General features: G+C 71.5%; 17 protein-coding genes (1 of these 17 cut by a window edge). 10 read left to right on the top strand and 7 right to left on the bottom strand.

The window, feature by feature from the left end; translation table 11 throughout:
• The first annotated feature begins 220 nt into the window (after window positions 1-220).
• The gene (locus RWE79_RS09545) at window positions 221-2,821 is read left to right on the top strand and encodes an FHA domain-containing protein (RefSeq protein WP_475939587.1); all 2,601 of its coding nucleotides are present in this window, start codon (window positions 221-223) and stop codon (window positions 2,819-2,821) included.
• 105 nt (window positions 2,822-2,926) lie between these two features.
• Here the strand turns inward: RWE79_RS09545 and RWE79_RS09540 are convergent, their stop codons facing one another.
• The 3 genes from RWE79_RS09540 to RWE79_RS09530 all read right to left on the bottom strand — a co-directional run bounded on the left by RWE79_RS09540 (window position 2,927) and on the right by RWE79_RS09530 (window position 5,833).
• Window positions 2,927-3,628, bottom strand: a complete 702-nt coding sequence (locus RWE79_RS09540; RefSeq protein ID WP_475939586.1) for an aggregation-promoting factor C-terminal-like domain-containing protein — start codon at window positions 3,626-3,628, stop codon at window positions 2,927-2,929.
• Between the two features lie 439 nt (window positions 3,629-4,067).
• Entirely contained in the window at window positions 4,068-5,129 is a 1,062-nt protein-coding gene (locus tag RWE79_RS09535; RefSeq protein ID WP_475939585.1) for an S-adenosylmethionine:tRNA ribosyltransferase-isomerase, read from the bottom strand.
• Complete coding sequence (locus RWE79_RS09530; protein WP_475939584.1) at window positions 5,126-5,833, bottom strand: SDR family NAD(P)-dependent oxidoreductase; 708 nt, start codon at window positions 5,831-5,833, stop codon at window positions 5,126-5,128. The genes RWE79_RS09535 and RWE79_RS09530 overlap by 4 nt, the downstream gene beginning before the upstream one ends.
• A gap of 189 nt (window positions 5,834-6,022) precedes the next feature.
• On the opposite strand from RWE79_RS09530, the gene RWE79_RS09525 reads away from it, so the two are divergent.
• From RWE79_RS09525 to RWE79_RS09515, 3 genes are all read left to right on the top strand, one after another.
• Complete coding sequence (locus RWE79_RS09525) at window positions 6,023-7,171, top strand: GAF domain-containing sensor histidine kinase (protein WP_475939583.1); 1,149 nt, start codon at window positions 6,023-6,025, stop codon at window positions 7,169-7,171.
• Window positions 7,164-7,808, top strand: a complete 645-nt coding sequence (locus RWE79_RS09520; RefSeq protein ID WP_475939582.1) for a response regulator — start codon at window positions 7,164-7,166, stop codon at window positions 7,806-7,808. The genes RWE79_RS09525 and RWE79_RS09520 overlap by 8 nt, the downstream gene beginning before the upstream one ends.
• 132 nt (window positions 7,809-7,940) lie before the next feature.
• Window positions 7,941-8,192 carry a chaplin gene (locus tag RWE79_RS09515; protein ID WP_475939581.1) on the top strand — a complete coding sequence of 84 codons (252 nt, stop codon included), beginning with the start codon at window positions 7,941-7,943 and terminating at the stop codon, window positions 8,190-8,192.
• 193 nt (window positions 8,193-8,385) lie between these two features.
• Here the strand turns inward: RWE79_RS09515 and RWE79_RS09510 are convergent, their stop codons facing one another.
• Window positions 8,386-9,174, bottom strand: coding sequence for a hypothetical protein (locus RWE79_RS09510; RefSeq protein ID WP_475939580.1), 789 nt, complete (start codon window positions 9,172-9,174; stop codon window positions 8,386-8,388).
• Window positions 9,175-9,291: 117 nt separating this feature from the next.
• Here RWE79_RS09510 and RWE79_RS09505 point away from each other — a divergent pair, with 117 nt between their 5' ends.
• The 4 genes from RWE79_RS09505 to RWE79_RS09490 all read left to right on the top strand — a co-directional run bounded on the left by RWE79_RS09505 (window position 9,292) and on the right by RWE79_RS09490 (window position 12,557).
• On the top strand, window positions 9,292-10,083 hold the full coding sequence (locus RWE79_RS09505) for an ABC transporter ATP-binding protein (RefSeq protein ID WP_475939579.1): 792 nt from the start codon (window positions 9,292-9,294) through the stop codon (window positions 10,081-10,083).
• A gap of 122 nt (window positions 10,084-10,205) precedes the next feature.
• Window positions 10,206-10,628: an NfeD family protein gene (locus tag RWE79_RS09500; protein WP_475939578.1), complete on the top strand. Its 423-nt coding sequence runs from the start codon at window positions 10,206-10,208 to the stop codon at window positions 10,626-10,628.
• 123 nt (window positions 10,629-10,751) lie between these two features.
• Complete coding sequence (locus tag RWE79_RS09495) at window positions 10,752-11,708, top strand: SPFH domain-containing protein (RefSeq protein ID WP_475939577.1); 957 nt, start codon at window positions 10,752-10,754, stop codon at window positions 11,706-11,708.
• A 96-nt stretch (window positions 11,709-11,804) separates the two neighbouring features.
• The gene (locus tag RWE79_RS09490; RefSeq protein ID WP_475945714.1) at window positions 11,805-12,557 is read left to right on the top strand and encodes a sulfite exporter TauE/SafE family protein; all 753 of its coding nucleotides are present in this window, start codon (window positions 11,805-11,807) and stop codon (window positions 12,555-12,557) included.
• Window positions 12,558-12,589: 32 nt separating this feature from the next.
• Here RWE79_RS09490 and RWE79_RS09485 read toward each other — a convergent pair whose 3' ends face one another.
• The 3 genes from RWE79_RS09485 to RWE79_RS09475 form a co-directional block, all read right to left on the bottom strand.
• Window positions 12,590-13,096, bottom strand: a complete 507-nt coding sequence (locus tag RWE79_RS09485; protein WP_475939576.1) for an HNH endonuclease — start codon at window positions 13,094-13,096, stop codon at window positions 12,590-12,592.
• A gap of 338 nt (window positions 13,097-13,434) precedes the next feature.
• A complete protein-coding gene (locus RWE79_RS09480; RefSeq protein WP_475939575.1) occupies window positions 13,435-13,995 on the bottom strand; it encodes a YbhB/YbcL family Raf kinase inhibitor-like protein in 561 nt (186 codons plus the stop codon).
• A 57-nt stretch (window positions 13,996-14,052) separates the two neighbouring features.
• The gene (locus RWE79_RS09475; RefSeq protein WP_475939574.1) at window positions 14,053-14,835 is read right to left on the bottom strand and encodes a sporulation protein; all 783 of its coding nucleotides are present in this window, start codon (window positions 14,833-14,835) and stop codon (window positions 14,053-14,055) included.
• Between the two features lie 85 nt (window positions 14,836-14,920).
• Here RWE79_RS09475 and RWE79_RS09470 point away from each other — a divergent pair, with 85 nt between their 5' ends.
• Together RWE79_RS09470 and tyrS are read left to right on the top strand one after the other, a co-directional pair.
• Window positions 14,921-15,568, top strand: a complete 648-nt coding sequence (locus RWE79_RS09470; protein ID WP_475939573.1) for a DNA-3-methyladenine glycosylase — start codon at window positions 14,921-14,923, stop codon at window positions 15,566-15,568.
• A gap of 73 nt (window positions 15,569-15,641) precedes the next feature.
• Window positions 15,642-16,047, top strand: the 5' end (the start) of a protein-coding gene (gene tyrS / locus RWE79_RS09465; protein ID WP_475939572.1) for a tyrosine--tRNA ligase. It continues 854 nt past the right edge of the window; the window shows 406 of its 1,260 coding nt (coding positions 1-406); the start codon lies at window positions 15,642-15,644; its stop codon lies beyond the right edge, outside the window.

Raw genomic sequence — 16,047 nt, 5'->3', positions numbered from 1 at the left:
GGTTGTCCCGATCAGTCGTGATCCAGACCGTTAAGCAGGCTGTTACCACTGTCCGATGCGCTTTGGGTGGCGTCAACGCCCCCTCCCGGACACACTTCGCGCAGTTCGTTCCGGGCGGGTCCGGTGCGAGAAGACGCCGGGAACAGTTCCTCCCGATGTTTGCAATCCCTAGACTCCCCTCATGGGGGATCACTCGGGGGACAACTTTGTGGGGCTTGGGGTGCCTGAACTCGTACTGGAAATAAACGGACAGACCCGGACGCTCGATTCGTCCAGGTCGTACAGCCTCGGTCGTGATCCGCAGGCTGACCTGGTCTTCGACGATGCCAGGGTCTCCTGGCGCCATGCCACCATTCGCTGGGGCGGCGCCGGTTGGCTCTTCGAGGACCTCGGGAGCACCAACGGCACCTACGTACAGGGGCAGCGCGCGCAGCAGTTCGAGATCGGCCCGGGTTCCGCGGTCAGTCTCGGCAACGCCACCGACGGCCCGCGGCTGAATTTCAGTGGCGCGCGACAGCAGGCGCCGGCGCCGCAGGCCGGCGGTGACATCTACAGCGCCGAGACGTCCATGGCGCAGCCACAGCGTGCGCAGCCCGCCGCCCGTCCGGCGGCCCAGCCCGCCGGATACGCGGCGGCCGGCGGGCCCGCCCAGGCGCCCGCGCAGGCCCAGGCTCCGGCCCAGGCGCCGCAGGGGCCCGCGTGGGGAGCGCCGCCGCAGTCCGGCGGCTGGGGGCAGCAGCCCCCGCAGGTGCCGGCCCAGCAGAGCGCGGCGGCCGGGGCGGCGGCCGGCGCACCGCCGGTCCACGGCGACCGCAGCCCGACCACCTTCCACCACCTGGCCCTGGGGCGCGTCATGCGCATCGGCCGTGCGCTGGAGAACGAGCTGGTCGTCTCCGACCTCCAGGTCTCCCGCCACCACGCCGAGTTCCGCGCGCACCCCGACGGCCGCTACGAGATCGTCGACCTGGGCAGCCACAACGGCACCTATGTCAACGGCCAGCCGATCCAGCACCATCTGCTCGACCACGACGACATCGTCGGCGTCGGCCACTCGACCTTCCGGCTGGTCGGCGACCGGCTGGAGGAGTTCGTCGACACCGGCGAGGTGTCCTTCTCCGCCCGCCGCCTCACCGTGCGCGTGCCGCAGGGCAAGACCACGAAGACGATCCTCAACGACGTCTCCTTCGGTGTCCCCGAGAAGTCGCTGGTCGCGGTCATCGGCCCGTCCGGCTCGGGCAAGTCCACACTGCTGCGCGCGCTGACCGGCTACCGCCCCGCCGACGCCGGTGACGTGCTGTACGACAACCGCGATCTCTACAAGCAGTTCGCGGAGCTCCGCCAGCGCATCGGCCTCGTCCCCCAGGACGACATCCTGCACAAGGAACTGACGGTGCGCACCGCGCTGCGCTACGCCGCCAAGCTCCGCTTCCCCGGTGACACCAAGGCCGCCGAGCGCGGGGCCCGGATCGACGAGGTGCTGCGAGAGCTCAAGCTCGACATCCACGCCGACAAACGCGTCACCTCTCTCAGCGGTGGCCAGCGCAAGCGCGTCTCCGTCGCCCTGGAGCTGCTCACCAAGCCCTCGCTGATCTTCCTGGACGAGCCCACGTCCGGCCTCGACCCGGGCATGGACCGCGACGTCATGAAGCTGCTGCGCGGCCTCGCCGACGACGGCCGCACCGTGCTGGTGGTCACCCACTCGGTGGCCGAACTGGCGCTGTGCGACAAGCTCCTCGTCATGGCCCCGGGCGGCGCGGTCGCGTACTTCGGCCCGCCCGACGAGGCGCTGAACTTCTTCGGCTACGAGACCTGGGCCGATGTCTTCTCCGCCTTCGAGAACTACCGGGACTACGACTGGGCGGGCCGCTGGAAGGGCTCGCAGCACTACCAGATGTACGCCGCCGACCTGGACGCTGTCGCTCCGCTGTCCGCACCCGTCGTACCGCAGCGGGCCACCAAGCCGCCGAAGCCGCAGAGCTGGGGCTCACAGTTCGTCACCCTGGTGCGCCGCTATCTGTCGGTGATCGCCTCGGACCGGGGCTTCATCGGCCTGATGGTGATCCTGCCCGCCGTCCTCGGCGTGGTCAGCATCGTGATCCCCACCGACTTCGGGCTGGCACCGCCGCCGAAGGGGCGCTTCAACAGCAACGCCGGCACCATCATGCTGATCCTCGCGGTCGGCGCGTGCTTCGCCGGTGCCGCCAACTCGGTCCGAGAGCTGATCAAGGAACGGGTCATCTACGAGCGCGAACGGGCCACCGGTCTGTCCCGCTCGGCGTATCTGATGTCCAAGGTGGTCGTCCTGGGCCTGATCACCGCCCTCCAGGGCGTGATCATCTGCGCCATCGGCTTCAGCAACCGTGAGCTGCCGCCCAGCGGTGTCGTCCTCACGAGCCTGCCGGCCGTCGAACTGGCGCTGCCGATCATGGCGCTGGGCTTCACCTCGATGATGTTCGGCCTGGTCATCTCCTCGCTGGTCAAGACCTCCGAGAAGACCATGCCGCTGCTGGTGATGTTCGCCATCGTCCAGGTCGTCTTCACCGGCGTGCTCTTCCAGATCTACGGCACGGTCGGTGTCGAGCAGCTCGCCTGGCTGATGCCGTCCCGCTGGGCGGTGGCCGCGGCCGGTGCCACGCTCGACCTCGGCCATGTCATGCCGCCCTGGGACCCCAAGAACCCCGGCAACATCGACCCGCTGTGGGATCCCTCGGCCGGTCAGTGGGGCATCGACATGGCGCTTCTGCTCGTCATCGGCGTGGTCTGCGGCGTGGCGGTGCTGCGGCTGCTGCGCCGGCACGAGCCGGAGGTCATGCGCAAGTAGCGGGACAGCGCGACAGGGGGCGGCGAACGCCGCGTCGCGCGACAACGCGAAGGGCGGCGGCTTCCCGTGGGGGAAGCCGCCGCCCTTCGCCGTGAACCGGTCTGCTCAGTACCAGTTGTGGGCCTGCCAGAACGACCAGGCGCCACAGGGGCTGCCGTAGCGCCCGTTCATGTAGCTCAGACCCCACTTGATCTGGGTGGCCGGGTTGGTGCGCCAGTCGGAGCCGGCGGAGGCCATCTTCGAGCCCGGCAGCGCCTGCACCAGGCCGTACGCACCCGAGGAGGCGTTGGTCGCGGTGTAGTTCCAGCCGCTCTCGCGGGTGACGATGTTCGAGAAGCACTGGAAGGACGACGCGCTCATCATCGACGCCGCCACCTGCTGCGGCGTACCGCTGGTCACGGCGCGCGTCACGGACTTCTTGATCGCGGTGCGCTGCTGGCTGCGGCTCGCGGCCGCTGCCCGCTTGCGCTGGGCGGCCTGCGCGGCGGCCTGCTTCCTGGCGGCGGCGGTCTTCGCCGCGGCGGCCTTGGCGGCCTTGGCCGCCTTCGCGGCGGCCTTCTGCTTCGCGACGGCGGCGTCCGCCACGGCCTGCTTCGCGGCGCTGACGGCCTGGCCGGCGATGCTCTGCTGCTGCACGTTCGTGGCGGGGGTCCAGTCGGCGACCCGCTGACTCGCGACCGCGGTCCCGGCGGTCCCGGAGACACCGGTGATGGCCATGACGCCCACCCCTGCCGCGGCGACGCCGGCGGCGGAGTACTTGTGGACCTTGGTCAGACGGCTGAGCTTCGAGATCGTGGGGACGTTCATGGGGGAGTTACCTCTTCCATTTCGCGGTGCTCCGCCTTGCCCTTGAGCGCTGCCTCTCAGGCAAGGAGAAGCGCCGCGTGTCGAACGCGGCGCGGAGCGACCCCGACATTGTTAGCGGCGCGAAAATCCCCTGGCAAAGATGGCCATTACTACCGAAAGCCGTAGTCGCCCCCTCGGCCGGCCTCCCGCGCACCCCCGTCGTGCGCCTCTCACCTGCGCCTGTGAGGGGGTTGTGCATCTACTAACGTCTTTAGTAAGTGATATGCGTCCTATGCGGCGCTTCACACGGCGACCCCCTTCGGATCACGCAGGGCAACCGCCTGTGCGCGCTGTGTGCGGCACTCCCGCGGCCCTGTCCCTGTCCCTGACCCCGGCCCGGCGCGCGGGGCGGGGCCAGGGCCGGAGTCAGGGCCAGGGTCAGGGCCCGGAGCGGGAGCGGCTACGGCAGCAGCAGGTTCACGTCCCCGAACTCGTGCCACAGGTACCGCCCCGCGACAGCGGCCCCGTACACCTGCTCAAGCAGCGGCCGCCCGGCCACCGCCTCCAGCATCATCAGATGCGACGCCTCCGGGTCGTGGAACCCGGTGAGCAGGCCGTCGACGGCCCGCACCCCGCGCTCGGGGGTGACGACCAGTTCGGTCCAGCCCTCGGCGGCCCGTACGCGGCCCTGCCCGTCCGCCGCCGACTCCAGCGCCCGCACGGCGGTGGTGCCGATCCCCACGACCCGCCCACCGCCAGCCCTGGCGGCGTTCACCAGCCAGGCCGTGCTCGCCGGCACGGCGAAGCGTTCGGCGTACGGCGGCTCGTGCGCCTCGGCCGAGGCGACGCCGGTGTGCAGCACGATGGGCGCTATCTGCACGCCCCGGCTCACCAGCTCCGTCACCATCCGGTTGGTGAAGGGCCGCCCCGCGCTCGGCATCTCCGCCGAGCCCAGACCGTCCGGCGAGGGCACCGAGAAGACCGTCTGGTACGCCGCCAGCGGCTGGTCCCGCTCCGTGTAGGCGTACCGGATCGGCCGCCCGTACCGCCGCAGGAAGCACGCCACGTCGTCCACCGACACGGTCGCCAGCCACAGCCGCTCCCCGCGCGCCGACAGCGGCCCCAGCAGCGTCAGCCGCTCCCCGCCCGGCAACGCGACCACCACCCCGGCGGGACCGCCCGCACGTGGCAGCGTGGTGCCCCCGGCGTCCGGGGTGCGCAGTTCCACCGCCCAGCGCCCGTCGTCCTGCCGGGTCGAGAAGTGCACGACCACCGGCTTCTCGCCGAGCCGCCCGTCCACCGCCGACGGCAGGGTCCGCGAGGTGTTCACCACCAGGACGTCCCCGGCCCGCAGCAGTCCCGGCAACTCGCCGAACCGGTGCTCCGACACCGCGCCCGCGGCTCTCCTGCCGACCAGCAGCCGCACCGCGTCCCGCCCGCCGCCCCGCTCGCCGTCCCGTTCCTCCACCGGCACCCGGGCCGACAGCTCGGGCGGCACCCGCAACCCCTCCATCACCGTCATCGCGCTCCCTCCAGCAGGGCTCCGGCCGAGTAGCGGCCGCTGTCCGCGCCCTCGTCGAGAAGCCCCAGCAGCGCCGGGACCACCGACTCCGGCGCGGCCCGGTCCGCGAGGTCCGGGTCGTCCGGCACCGCCGCCGCGTACAGCTGCGTGCGCATGTCGCCCGGATCCACCCACCACACCCGCAGCCCCGGCTCCTCCACCGCGAGCACCGCCGACAGCTGCTCCAGCGCGGCCTTGCTCGCGCCGTAGCCGCCCCAGGTCCCGTACGCCTCCACGGCCGCGTCCGAGCTGACATTCAGCACCGCCCCCGACCTGGCCCGCAGCAGGGGAAGCGCCTCCTTGATCAGCGCCAGCGGCGCCACGGCGTTGACCTCCAGCGCGGTCCTGAACCCCTCCAGCGAGTGGTCCGCCAGCGGTACCAGCGGCTCGGCGCCCAGCGCGCTGGCGTTGTTCACCAGCAGGTCGAGCCCGCCGAACTCCCAGGCGGCGGCGACCAGATCGGCCCGGTGCGCGGCCTGTGTGACATCGCCGGGGAGCGCCGCCAGCCGGCCGCCCGCCCCCGGTTCGGCCAGCTCCACCTCGGCGGCCCCCAGCGCGTCCGCCGACCGCCCGTCGATCACCAGGTCCCAGCCGCGCGCCGCCAGCGCCGCCGCCAGTGCCCGGCCCAGACCCCGTGATGCCCCCGTGATGATCGCTACCGGCATGATCCCGCCCTCCGTACCGCTCGTCCGGCCCTGCGCCGGTCGACTGCCCTCACCGTAGGAACGGTCACCGCCCCCGCGCCTCGGCCGCCCGCCGCAGCACACGGGGGCCCTTCGGCCTAGGTCCAGCGGCCCCCGCCCACCCGCCCCGGGCCCGATCCCCGCGCCCCCGCCCCCCGGTACGGTGAACGCATGTCCAGTCCCGCATCCCGACGCGGCATCGAGGCGGTCAGCGCCGCCGTCCTCGCCATGAGCAGGCACCTGGAGGTGCGCGAGGTCCTGCAGACCATCGTCGGCTCCGCGCGCGAGCTGCTCGACGCCGAGTACGCCGCCCTCGGCGTGCCGGACGACCACGGCGGCTTCGCCCAGTTCGTGGTCGACGGGGTCAGCGACGAGCAGTGGAAGGCGATCGGCCCGCTGCCCCGCCAGCACGGCATCCTGGCGGCGATGCTGCACGACGCCACCGCGCAGCGCTTCGGCGACGTACGGCAGGACCCGCGCTTCGAGGGCTGGCCCAGGGCCCACCCCGAGATGTCCGACTTCATCGGCATGCCGGTCTTCGACGGGGACGAGATCCTCGGCGCCCTCTTCCTCGCCAACAAGCGCTGCCCCAGGCCGGCGGGCGGCTGCGGCTTCACCGACGAGGACGAGGAACTGCTGCGCACCCTCGCCGCGCACGCCGCCATCGCCCTGGTCAACGCCCGCCTCTACGAACGCAGCCGCGAACTGACGCTGGTGGGGGAGCGGGCCCGGATCGCCCACGAGCTGCACGACGCCGTCTCGCAGAAGCTGTTCTCGCTGCGCCTCACCGCGCAGGCCGCCGCGGCACTGGTCGACCGCGATCCGGCGCGCGCCAAGGACGAGTTGAAGCAGGTGGCCGCCCTCGCCGCCGAGGCCGCCGACGAACTGCGCGCCGTGGTCATCGAGATGCGCCCGGCCGCACTGGAGGAGGACGGCCTCGTCGCCGCGCTGCGCAGCGAGGTCCAGGTGCTCGGCCGCGCCCACCCGGCGCGCGTCGAGTTCGTCTCCTGCCGGCCGCGGGCCCTGCCCGCGGCCCAGGAGGAGGCGGTACTGCGCGTCGCGCAGGAAGCCCTGCACAACGCCCTGCGCCACGCCGCCGCGACAGCCGTCACCGTACGCCTGGAAGGCCGCGCCAAGGGTGCGGTGCTCACCGTGACCGACGACGGGCGGGGTTTCGACCCGTCGGTGGTGCGCCGTGCCGGACGCCACCTCGGCCTGGTCTCCATGCGCGACCGGGCCGGCGGGGTCGGCGGCCGGCTGACCGTGGAGTCGGAGCCCGGCAAGGGCACCGTGATCGAGATGGAGGTGCCCGGTGGCTGACAGCCTCATCCGTGTCCTGCTGGTCGACGACCACCAGGTGGTCCGGCGCGGCCTGCGTACGTTCCTGGAAGTACAGCCCGACATCGAGGTCGTCGGCGAGGCCGGCGACGGCGACGAGGGCGTCGCACGCGCCCGGGAACTGGCACCCGACGTGATCCTGATGGACGTCAAGATGCCGGGTACCGACGGCATCACGGCGCTGCGCAGGCTGCGCGAGGAGGGCGTCAAATCGCGCGTCCTGGTGGTCACCAGCTTCACCGAGCAGCGCACCGTCGTCCCCGCCCTGCGGGCCGGCGCGGCCGGCTACGTCTACAAGGACGTGGACCCCGACGCCCTGGCCGGGGCGATCCGCTCGGTGCACGCCGGCCATGTGCTGCTCCAGCCCGAGGTCGCCGACGCGCTGCTGTCCCAGGAGGTGTCCGCGGGCCAGGGGGGCCGGGGCGGCACACTCACCGACCGCGAGCGCGAGGTGCTGACGCTGATCACCGACGGCCGGTCCAACCGCGAGATCGCCCGCGCCCTGGTGCTGTCCGAGAAGACCGTCAAAACGCATGTCTCGAACATCCTGATGAAACTCGACCTCGCCGACCGCACCCAGGCCGCCCTGTGGGCCGTACGCCACGGCATCGGCGCGTAGGGCCCTGCGGGCTGAGATTCATACCGTCGGGTGTATGTCGCCCGAATGGCGCAACCTGAACCCGGCTCGGCCGTTCTCCATGGCGTGCTGCGGCGCCTCGCCGCGGCACGACAGCAAGGAAGGGTCAACGAAGTGAAGAACCTGCACAAGGCCGCTGCCGTCACCATGATCGCCGGGGGCCTCGCCGTTGTCGGCGCCGGAGCTGCCTCCGCCCACACCGGCGGCGGTGCACACGCCAGCGGTGTGGCGAGCCACTCGCCCGGCGTCCTGTCCGGCAACCTGATCCAGGTGCCCGTGCACGTGCCGGTCAACGTCTGCGGCAACACCGTGAGCGTCATCGGTGTCCTCAACCCGGCGCTCGGGAACACCTGCGTCAACCACTGACCCGGCGCGAGCCCAGGGTCCAGCCATGACCACCGGCCCCGGAGGCCTGACCTCCGGGGCCGGGCCGTTCTCCCGGCCTGCGCCCGGGCGCCCTGCGCCCGTAAGCCGCACTGCGTCCGCGTCAACAGGCCGCCCCGCGCAACCGCCCCGTGGGCAACGACGCCCGCGGGGCGGTTGCGCCGCAGAGGGCCCCTCAGCCCCGCCGTTGCTCCGCCTCCTCCACATACGCGTTGTACGCGGCGACCTGCGCCCGCCGCGCCGTACGCTCCACCGGCCGCAGCAGCTCCGCCCGCGCCGCGATCTCCGAGGCGCTGACCGCCGCCCCGTGCTCCCCGGTGGCGATCCCCACCAGCGCGGCCACCCGCTGTGCCAGCGCGAGCACCCGCGCCGCCCGGGGCGGATAGCCCGGCGCCAGCACCTCGCGTCCGCGCTCCGCCCGCGCCCGGTAGGCGTCCAGCGCCGCCTGGGCGGCGGGCCCCGACCCCGCCACGTCCAGCTGCGTCAGGGCCGTCGTGGCCTCCCGCAGCGCCTCCGCCAGCTCGCGCTCCGCCTCACCCAGCGAGGGCACGTCGGCCGGCGGCCCGGTCCGCACCTCCAGACAGTGCCACTCCACCTGCACATGTACATCCCCGGGCGGCCCGGCCCGCCTCACCTCCGGTACGAGTCCGAGCGGCGGGCCGCCCACCGCGACGACCGCCTCGCCCGCCGCGAGCGCCCGCGCGTTGAACTCCGGCGGCCCGCTGAGGCCGAGCGGATGCCCCGGCACCGGCAGGGCGATCCGCAGACCGGTCACCCCCAGGGCGCGCAGCCGGCCCAGAGCCAGGGTGAGGCCGACCGGGGCCGCCTCACCGGGCAGTCCGTGGACGCGGTGGACCGTATCGTCGGCCGTGACCTCATCGGCGACGTCATCTGGTGCGGCAAGTCCGGCAATAAGGGCATTTCCCCACGCCGCCAGCCGTCCTGAGCGAGGTTCATCGAGCATCCCCCCAGCCTAGGGACTGGCAGCGACACAGTGTGGCGTAGGTTTTCCCTCGGGGCTTCGAGCTTCGCTTCGGGCTTCGACGACAAGACTGCGATTGCAATGGGAGACAACGCGCTCATGAGCGATGTTCTGGAGCTGGTGGACGTATCCGTGGTCCGCGACGGCCGGGCTCTGGTGGACCAGGTCTCCTGGTCGGTCGCCGAGGGCGAGCGCTGGGTGATCCTCGGCCCCAACGGCGCGGGCAAGACCACCCTGCTCAACGTCGCCTCCAGCTACGTCTTCCCGACCTCCGGCACCGTCCAGATCCTCGGCGAGAAGCTCGGCGGCGTCGACGTCTTCGAGCTCCGCCCCCGTATCGGCATGGCCGGCATCGCCATGGCCGAGAAGCTGCCCCGCCGCCAGACCGTGCTGGAGACCGTCCTCACCGCCGCGTACGGCATGACCGCGCACTGGCAGGAGAGCTACGAGAAGATCGACGAGGACCGCGCCAAGGCCTTCCTCGACCGTCTCGGCATGACCGACTACCTCGACCGGAGGTTCGGCACCCTCTCCGAGGGCGAGCGCAAGCGGACCCTCATCGCCCGCGCCATGATGACCGACCCCGAACTGCTGCTCCTCGACGAGCCCGCCGCCGGCCTCGACCTCGGCGGCCGCGAGGACCTGGTACGCCGCCTCGGCCGGCTCGCCCGCGACCCGATCGCCCCCTCCATGATCATGGTCACCCACCATGTCGAGGAGATCGCCCCCGGCTTCACCCACGTCCTGATGATCCGCCAGGGCAAGGTCGTCGCCGCCGGCCCGCTGGAGACCGAACTCAGCTCCCGCAACCTCTCCCACTGCTTCGGCCTCCCCCTCGTCGTCGAGCGCCGCGGCGACCGCTGGACCGCGACCGGCCTGCCGCTCGGCTAGGCACCTCCGGCCGCACCCCCGCTCCCCGGCCGCTCCCCGGACCGCTCCCGGCCCAACAGCCTCGTACGATCAGGGGCTTTTGCGCCCTGTCACAGATCACACCACGCCCCTACGATGGGGACGTGGACTCATGGCTGTGGTGGATCGTCGTAGCAGTGGCCCTCGGGATTCCGCTCGTGGTGACCGCGATGCCCGAGTTCGGCATGTTCGCGGTCGGCGCCGTCGCCGCAGCCGTCGTCAACGGCCTGGGTGGCGGCCTCACGGCCCAGGTCATCGTCTTCGCCGTCGTCTCGACCGCCCTCATCGCCGTCGTACGCCCCCTCGTCAACCGCAACGCCAGGCAGCGCCCCGAGCTGCGCAGCGGCATCGACGCCCTCAAGGGCCGCCAGGCCCTCGTACTCGAAAGAGTCGACGAGAACGGTGGCCGGATCAAACTCAACGGCGAGACCTGGTCCGCCCGTGCCCTCGACACGGGCCGGGTCTTCGAACCCGGCGACAAGGTGGACGTGGCGGAGATCGAGGGCGCCACGGCCGTCGTCATCTGACCGCCCGGGGATTCACCGAACCCCGGCGCCACCGGGGGACGGTCTGCCAGACTTGATCATGTCGTAGTACGGGTAAGTGAACCGATAACAGCAGAGCAGCAGCCGAGCGGCCTGGGAGTGGACGTGCAGCCGATCATCATCGTTCTGATCATCCTGGTGGTGCTCGTCTTCATCGCACTCATCAAGACGGTCCAGGTCATCCCCCAGGCCAGCGCCGCCATCGTCGAGCGCTTCGGCCGTTACACCCGGACGCTGAGCGCGGGCCTCAACATCGTGGTGCCGTTCATCGACACCATCCGCAACCGCATCGACCTCCGCGAGCAGGTCGTGCCCTTCCCGCCCCAGCCCGTGATCACCCAGGACAACCTGGTCGTCAACATCGACACCGTCATCTACTACCAGGTGACCGACGCCCGCGCCGCGACGTACGAAGTCGCCAGCTACATCCAGGCGATCGAGCAGCTGACCGTCACCACGCTGCGCAACATCATCGGCGGCATGGACCTGGAACGCACCCTCACCTCCCGTGAGGAGATCAACGCGGCCCTGCGCGGCGTCCTCGACGAGGCCACCGGCAAGTGGGGCATCCGCGTCAACCGCGTCGAGCTCAAGGCCATCGAGCCGCCCACCTCCATCCAGGACTCGATGGAGAAGCAGATGCGCGCCGACCGTGACAAGCGCGCCGCGATCCTCACCGCCGAGGGCATCCGCCAGTCCCAGATCCTCACCGCCGAGGGCGAGAAGCAGTCCGCCATCCTGCGCGCCGAGGGCGAGTCCAAGGCCGCCGCCCTGCGCGCCGAGGGCGAGGCCCAGGCCATCCGCACGGTCTTCGAGTCGATCCACGCCGGCGACCCGGACCAGAAGCTCCTGGCCTACCAGTACCTCCAGATGCTCCCCAAGATCGCAGAGGGCGACTCCAACAAGCTCTGGATCATCCCCAGCGAACTCAACGACGCCCTCAAGGGACTCGGCGGCCTCGTCAACATCCCCGGAGCCCCCGGCACCGGCGGAGGCGGCGGCGGCGGTGGCAACGGCGACGGCGGCACCCGCCGCGAGACCCCGCGTCTCGACAAGGGCTGAGACACCCCGCCGACCGGCGACAGCCCTGTGACATGATCGCTGCGCATCCCTCGACCTCAACGGCGGGGAGGTGCCGCACAGATCATGGAGAAGCGCATGTCCCCCTGGGAAGCACTGGCGGTGTTCGCGGCAGGAATCGGCGCCGGCACCATCAACACCATCGTCGGATCGGGAACGCTCATCACCTTCCCCGTCCTGCTGGCGGTCGGCCTGCCGCCGGTCACCGCCAACGTCTCCAACACCCTGGGCCTGGTGCCGGGCTCCCTCACCGGAGCCTTCGGCTACCGCCACGAACTGCGGGGCCAGCGCTCCCGCATCCAGCGCCTCGGCATCACCGCCCTCGCCGGCGGCCTGACCGGCGCGATCCTGCTTCTCGCCCTGCCCTCCGAGGCCTTCGACACGATCGTCCCCGTCCTCATCGGACTCGCGCTCGTCCTCGTCGTCCTGCAGCCCCGGCTGTCCAAGGCCCTGCAGAACCACCGCACGGACAGCGCCCACGGCGGCCCGCTCCTGATCGTCGGCATGTTCCTCGCCAGCGCCTACGGCGGCTACTTCGGCGCCGCCCAGGGGGTGCTCTACCTCTCCCTGATGGGCCTGCTGCTCCAGGAGACCCTGCAACGCGTCAACGCGATCAAGAACGTCCTGGCGGCCCTGGTCAACGGCATCGCCGCCGTCTTCTTCCTCTTCGTCGCCGACTTCGACTGGACGGCCGTCGCCCTCATCGCCGTCGGCTCCACCCTCGGCGGCCTGCTGGGCGCGCGGGTGGGCCGCCGGCTCCCGCCGACGGCCCTGCGAGCCGTGATCGTCATCGTGGGCGTCCTGGCCATCGCCAAGCTCATCATCGACTGACCGGCAGCCGAACTCCCGCCGGAAGAACGGCCCTACGCGGGCCGAGCCAGCCACTCCGGCAACGCCGCGGCGCCGTCCCTCATACCCAGCGCCAGCAGCAGCGTGTCCGCCGGCGTCGGCTCGAACGGCTGCGTCAGCAACCGCATCCCCGCCTGCTCCGGTGTCCGGGCCGCCTTGCGGTGGTTGTCCTCCGCGCACGACGCGACCGTGTTCAGCCAGGTGTCCCCGCCACCGTGCGAACGCGGTACGACATGGTCCACTGTCGTCGCCCTGCGGCCGCAGTACGCGCACCGGTGCTGGTCACGAACCAGCACACCGCGCCGCGACCACGCGGCCCGTTGTCGGAACGGAACCCGTACGTACCGGCACAGCCTGATCACCTGCGGCACCGGGATGTCCACGCTCGCCGCACGGACCCGCAGTCCGGGATGGGCCTGCTCGACCACGGCCTTGTCCCGCATGACCAGCACCACCGCACGCCGCAACGACACCGTCGACAACGGCTCGAAGCTCGCGTTCAGCACCAACGTCTCCCGCATCACGCCCACCCCTCGGGTCCGACTCCACCCCACAGCGGAGTTACCCACACTGTGACCGGGCGATACCCGAGCGGACAACGGAATTTCCGCACGTCAGGGTGAACAGAGGAGAAAACGGAGGATAATGCCGGTCACTCCGGGCGCCCTCCCCCGTGACTCTCTGGGGCGCCCGGAGCGCGGCGGTCGACGCGGACGCCACAGGGCTCCGGCGGGCAGGGGACATCCGCACGGCGAGAGACCGCGCAACGCAACGCCCCGCCGCCCCCGCTACCGCGGTGCCGACCGGCACCACTGTGCGATCCGGAGCGCCGGGGCGCAACGCAATTAACGCCCGCCGCCTACCGGCCGGCGTCGGTGTCGGCGTCGGCGGTCTCGTACTCGCCGATCAACTGGCCCCGGCCCAGGGCGTGGAAGCGCAGATTGAAACCCACCACCGCCGGCGAGACCTCCGCGTCCGGGCCCAGCTTCTCCTGGTCCACCGCGTAGACGGTGAACACATACCGGTGCGGCCCGTCACCCGGCGGCGGCGCCGCGCCCCCGAACTCCCGGCTCCCGTAGTCGTTCCGCACCTGGACGGAACCCTCCGGCAGCCCCTTGAAGCCACCGGCCCGCGACCCGGCCCCGGCCGGCAGCTCGGTCACCGTCACCGGGATGTCGAAGAGCACCCAGTGCCAGAACCCGCTGCCCGTGGGCGCGTCCGGGTCGTAGCAGGTCACCGCGAAACTCTTCGTCCCCGCCGGGAAACCCTCCCACCGCAGGTGCGGCGAGGTGTTCCCCGCCGCGTACACCTGATCCTCCCCGAGAGTCCCGCCCGGGACGATGTCGTCGCTCACCACCGTGAACGACGGCACCGGCGGATGGAAGTCGTGGGGGAGCGGCCGCCGCTTCAGCTCGGACACTCGGCACCTCCTGATCGTTACGAGCGCGAAGTCCTGACTCTGACTCGACCCACGAGCCTAGAACCAGTTGCGCTTCCCACCGACCTCGGCCAGCCACTGGTTGAGATATGCCGCCCAGTCGGTCGCCTGGAAGTTGTTCAGACCCACCGTGAACGACCGGAAGGTGTCACTCCCCTCGGTGAACAGCCCCGGCTTCTTGTCCATCTCCAGGATGACGTCCATCTCGTGACCGTCCGCGACGAAGGTCAGCTCCACCTGGTTCAGCCCCCGGTACTGCTGCGGGGCGTGGAACTCGATCTCCTGGTAGAACGGCAGCCGCTGCCGGGTCCGCCGGATGTGCCCGCGCTCCAGATCCGCGTTCCGGAACGAGAAGCCCAGCTGCCCGAAGGCGTCCAGGATCGCCTGCTGCGCCGGGATCGGATGCACGTTGACCGGGTCCAGGTCACCGGAGTCCACCGCGCGGGCGATCGCCAGCTCCGTGGTCACCCCGACGTTCATCCCGGTCAGATGCCGCCCCATGAAGTGCGTGATCGGCGTCTCCCACGGGATCTCCAGACCGAACGGCACGGTGTGCACCGCGCCCGGCTGCACCTCGAACGCCCCGCCCAGCTGCTGCCGGTGGAACTCGATGTTCTGCTTGTACTCCTCGTCCCCGCTCTCCACCTCGACCCGCGCCTGCAGGCCGACCGACAGGCCCTCGATCTGCTGCGCCACCGAACCGCCCTGGATGCGCACCTCGCCCTGGACGATCCCGCCCGGCACCACATTCGGCTCGTTGAGCACCGTCTCCACCGACGCGCCCCCGGCGCCCAAGCTCGCAAGCAGCTTCTTGAAGCCCACGTTGTCCCTCTCCCTTTACGAACGGTTGCCCCGGTCCTTAACGAACGCGACCCCGTCCCGAACGGTTCCACTACTCTCGTACTGCATGATCCCCGCTCCTGAAAGCACCCCGCTCACCCGGGTCTTCTTCGACCGCCCGGTCCTGGAGGTCGCCCCCGATCTCCTGGGGCGCACCCTGGTACGGAGCACCGCCGACGGCCTCATCACGCTGCGCCTCACCGAGGTCGAGGCCTACGCCGGCCCCGCCGACCCCGGATCCCACGCCTATCGCGGCCGCTCCGACCGCAACGCCGTGATGTTCGGGCCGCCCGGCCACGCCTACGTCTACTTCACCTACGGCATGTGGCACTGCCTCAACCTGGTCTGCGGCCCCGAGGGCGATCCCAGCGGAGTGCTGCTCCGCGCCGGCGAGATCACCGGCGGCGCCGTCCTGGCCCGCAAGAACCGCCCCACCTCACGCCGCCCGCACGACCTGGCCCAGGGGCCGGCCCGTCTCGCCACCGCCCTCGCCATCGACCGCGCCCTCAACGGCACCGACGTCTGCCCCGACGACCCCGCCGACGCGCACCTCCGCATCCTCACCGGTACCCCCGCCGCCCCGGGCACCGTCCGCAGCGGCCCGCGCACCGGCGTCGGCGGCGAGGGCGCGGCCCACCCGTGGCGCTTCTGGACCGACGGCGACCCGACGGTCAGCCCGTACCGCCCGCACGCCCCCCGGCGCCGCACGAAGTAGCCACCCGACCGCGTACTCTCGGACACGCTGCAAACCCACCCGAACATGAGCGACCCGAGGAGACACGAGACCCGTGACGGACATCGTCGACGAGCTGCGGTGGCGAGGCCTGATCGCCGTTTCCACCGACGAGGACGCACTGCGCAAGGCGTTCGCGGACGGCCCCGTCACGGTCTATTGCGGCTTCGACCCGACGGCGCCCAGTCTCCACCTCGGCAACCTGGTGCAGATCCTCACCGTCCGCCGTATCCAGCAGGCCGGCAACCGGCCGCTCGCCCTTGTCGGCGGCGCCACCGGTCTGATCGGCGACCCCAAGCCGACCGCCGAGCGCACCCTCAACGACAGCGCGGTCGTCGCGTCCTGGGTCGAGCGGATCCGCGCCCAGATCGAGCCCTTCCTCTCCTTCGAGGGCCCCAACGCCGCGACCATGGTGAACAACCTGGACTGGACGTCCGGCATGTCCGCCATCACGCTGCTGC

The organism is Streptomyces sp. RLA131 (assembly GCF_056270125.1).
This window is presented reverse-complemented; position numbering and strand designations above follow the sequence as displayed.

Coding starts and splice junctions, on each gene's coding strand:
- RWE79_RS09490 (WP_475945714.1), top strand. CDS start 11,805: ATGTCCCCCTGGGAAGCACTGGCGGTGTTCGCGGCAGGAATCGGCGCC.
- RWE79_RS09470 (WP_475939573.1), top strand. CDS start 14,921: ATGATCCCCGCTCCTGAAAGCACCCCGCTCACCCGGGTCTTCTTCGAC.
- RWE79_RS09535 (WP_475939585.1), bottom strand. CDS start 5,129: ATGACGGTGATGGAGGGGTTGCGGGTGCCGCCCGAGCTGTCGGCCCGG.
- RWE79_RS09540 (WP_475939586.1), bottom strand. CDS start 3,628: ATGAACGTCCCCACGATCTCGAAGCTCAGCCGTCTGACCAAGGTCCAC.
- RWE79_RS09510 (WP_475939580.1), bottom strand. CDS start 9,174: ATGCTCGATGAACCTCGCTCAGGACGGCTGGCGGCGTGGGGAAATGCC.
- RWE79_RS09525 (WP_475939583.1), top strand. CDS start 6,023: ATGTCCAGTCCCGCATCCCGACGCGGCATCGAGGCGGTCAGCGCCGCC.
- RWE79_RS09485 (WP_475939576.1), bottom strand. CDS start 13,096: ATGCGGGAGACGTTGGTGCTGAACGCGAGCTTCGAGCCGTTGTCGACG.
- RWE79_RS09530 (WP_475939584.1), bottom strand. CDS start 5,833: ATGCCGGTAGCGATCATCACGGGGGCATCACGGGGTCTGGGCCGGGCA.
- RWE79_RS09505 (WP_475939579.1), top strand. CDS start 9,292: ATGAGCGATGTTCTGGAGCTGGTGGACGTATCCGTGGTCCGCGACGGC.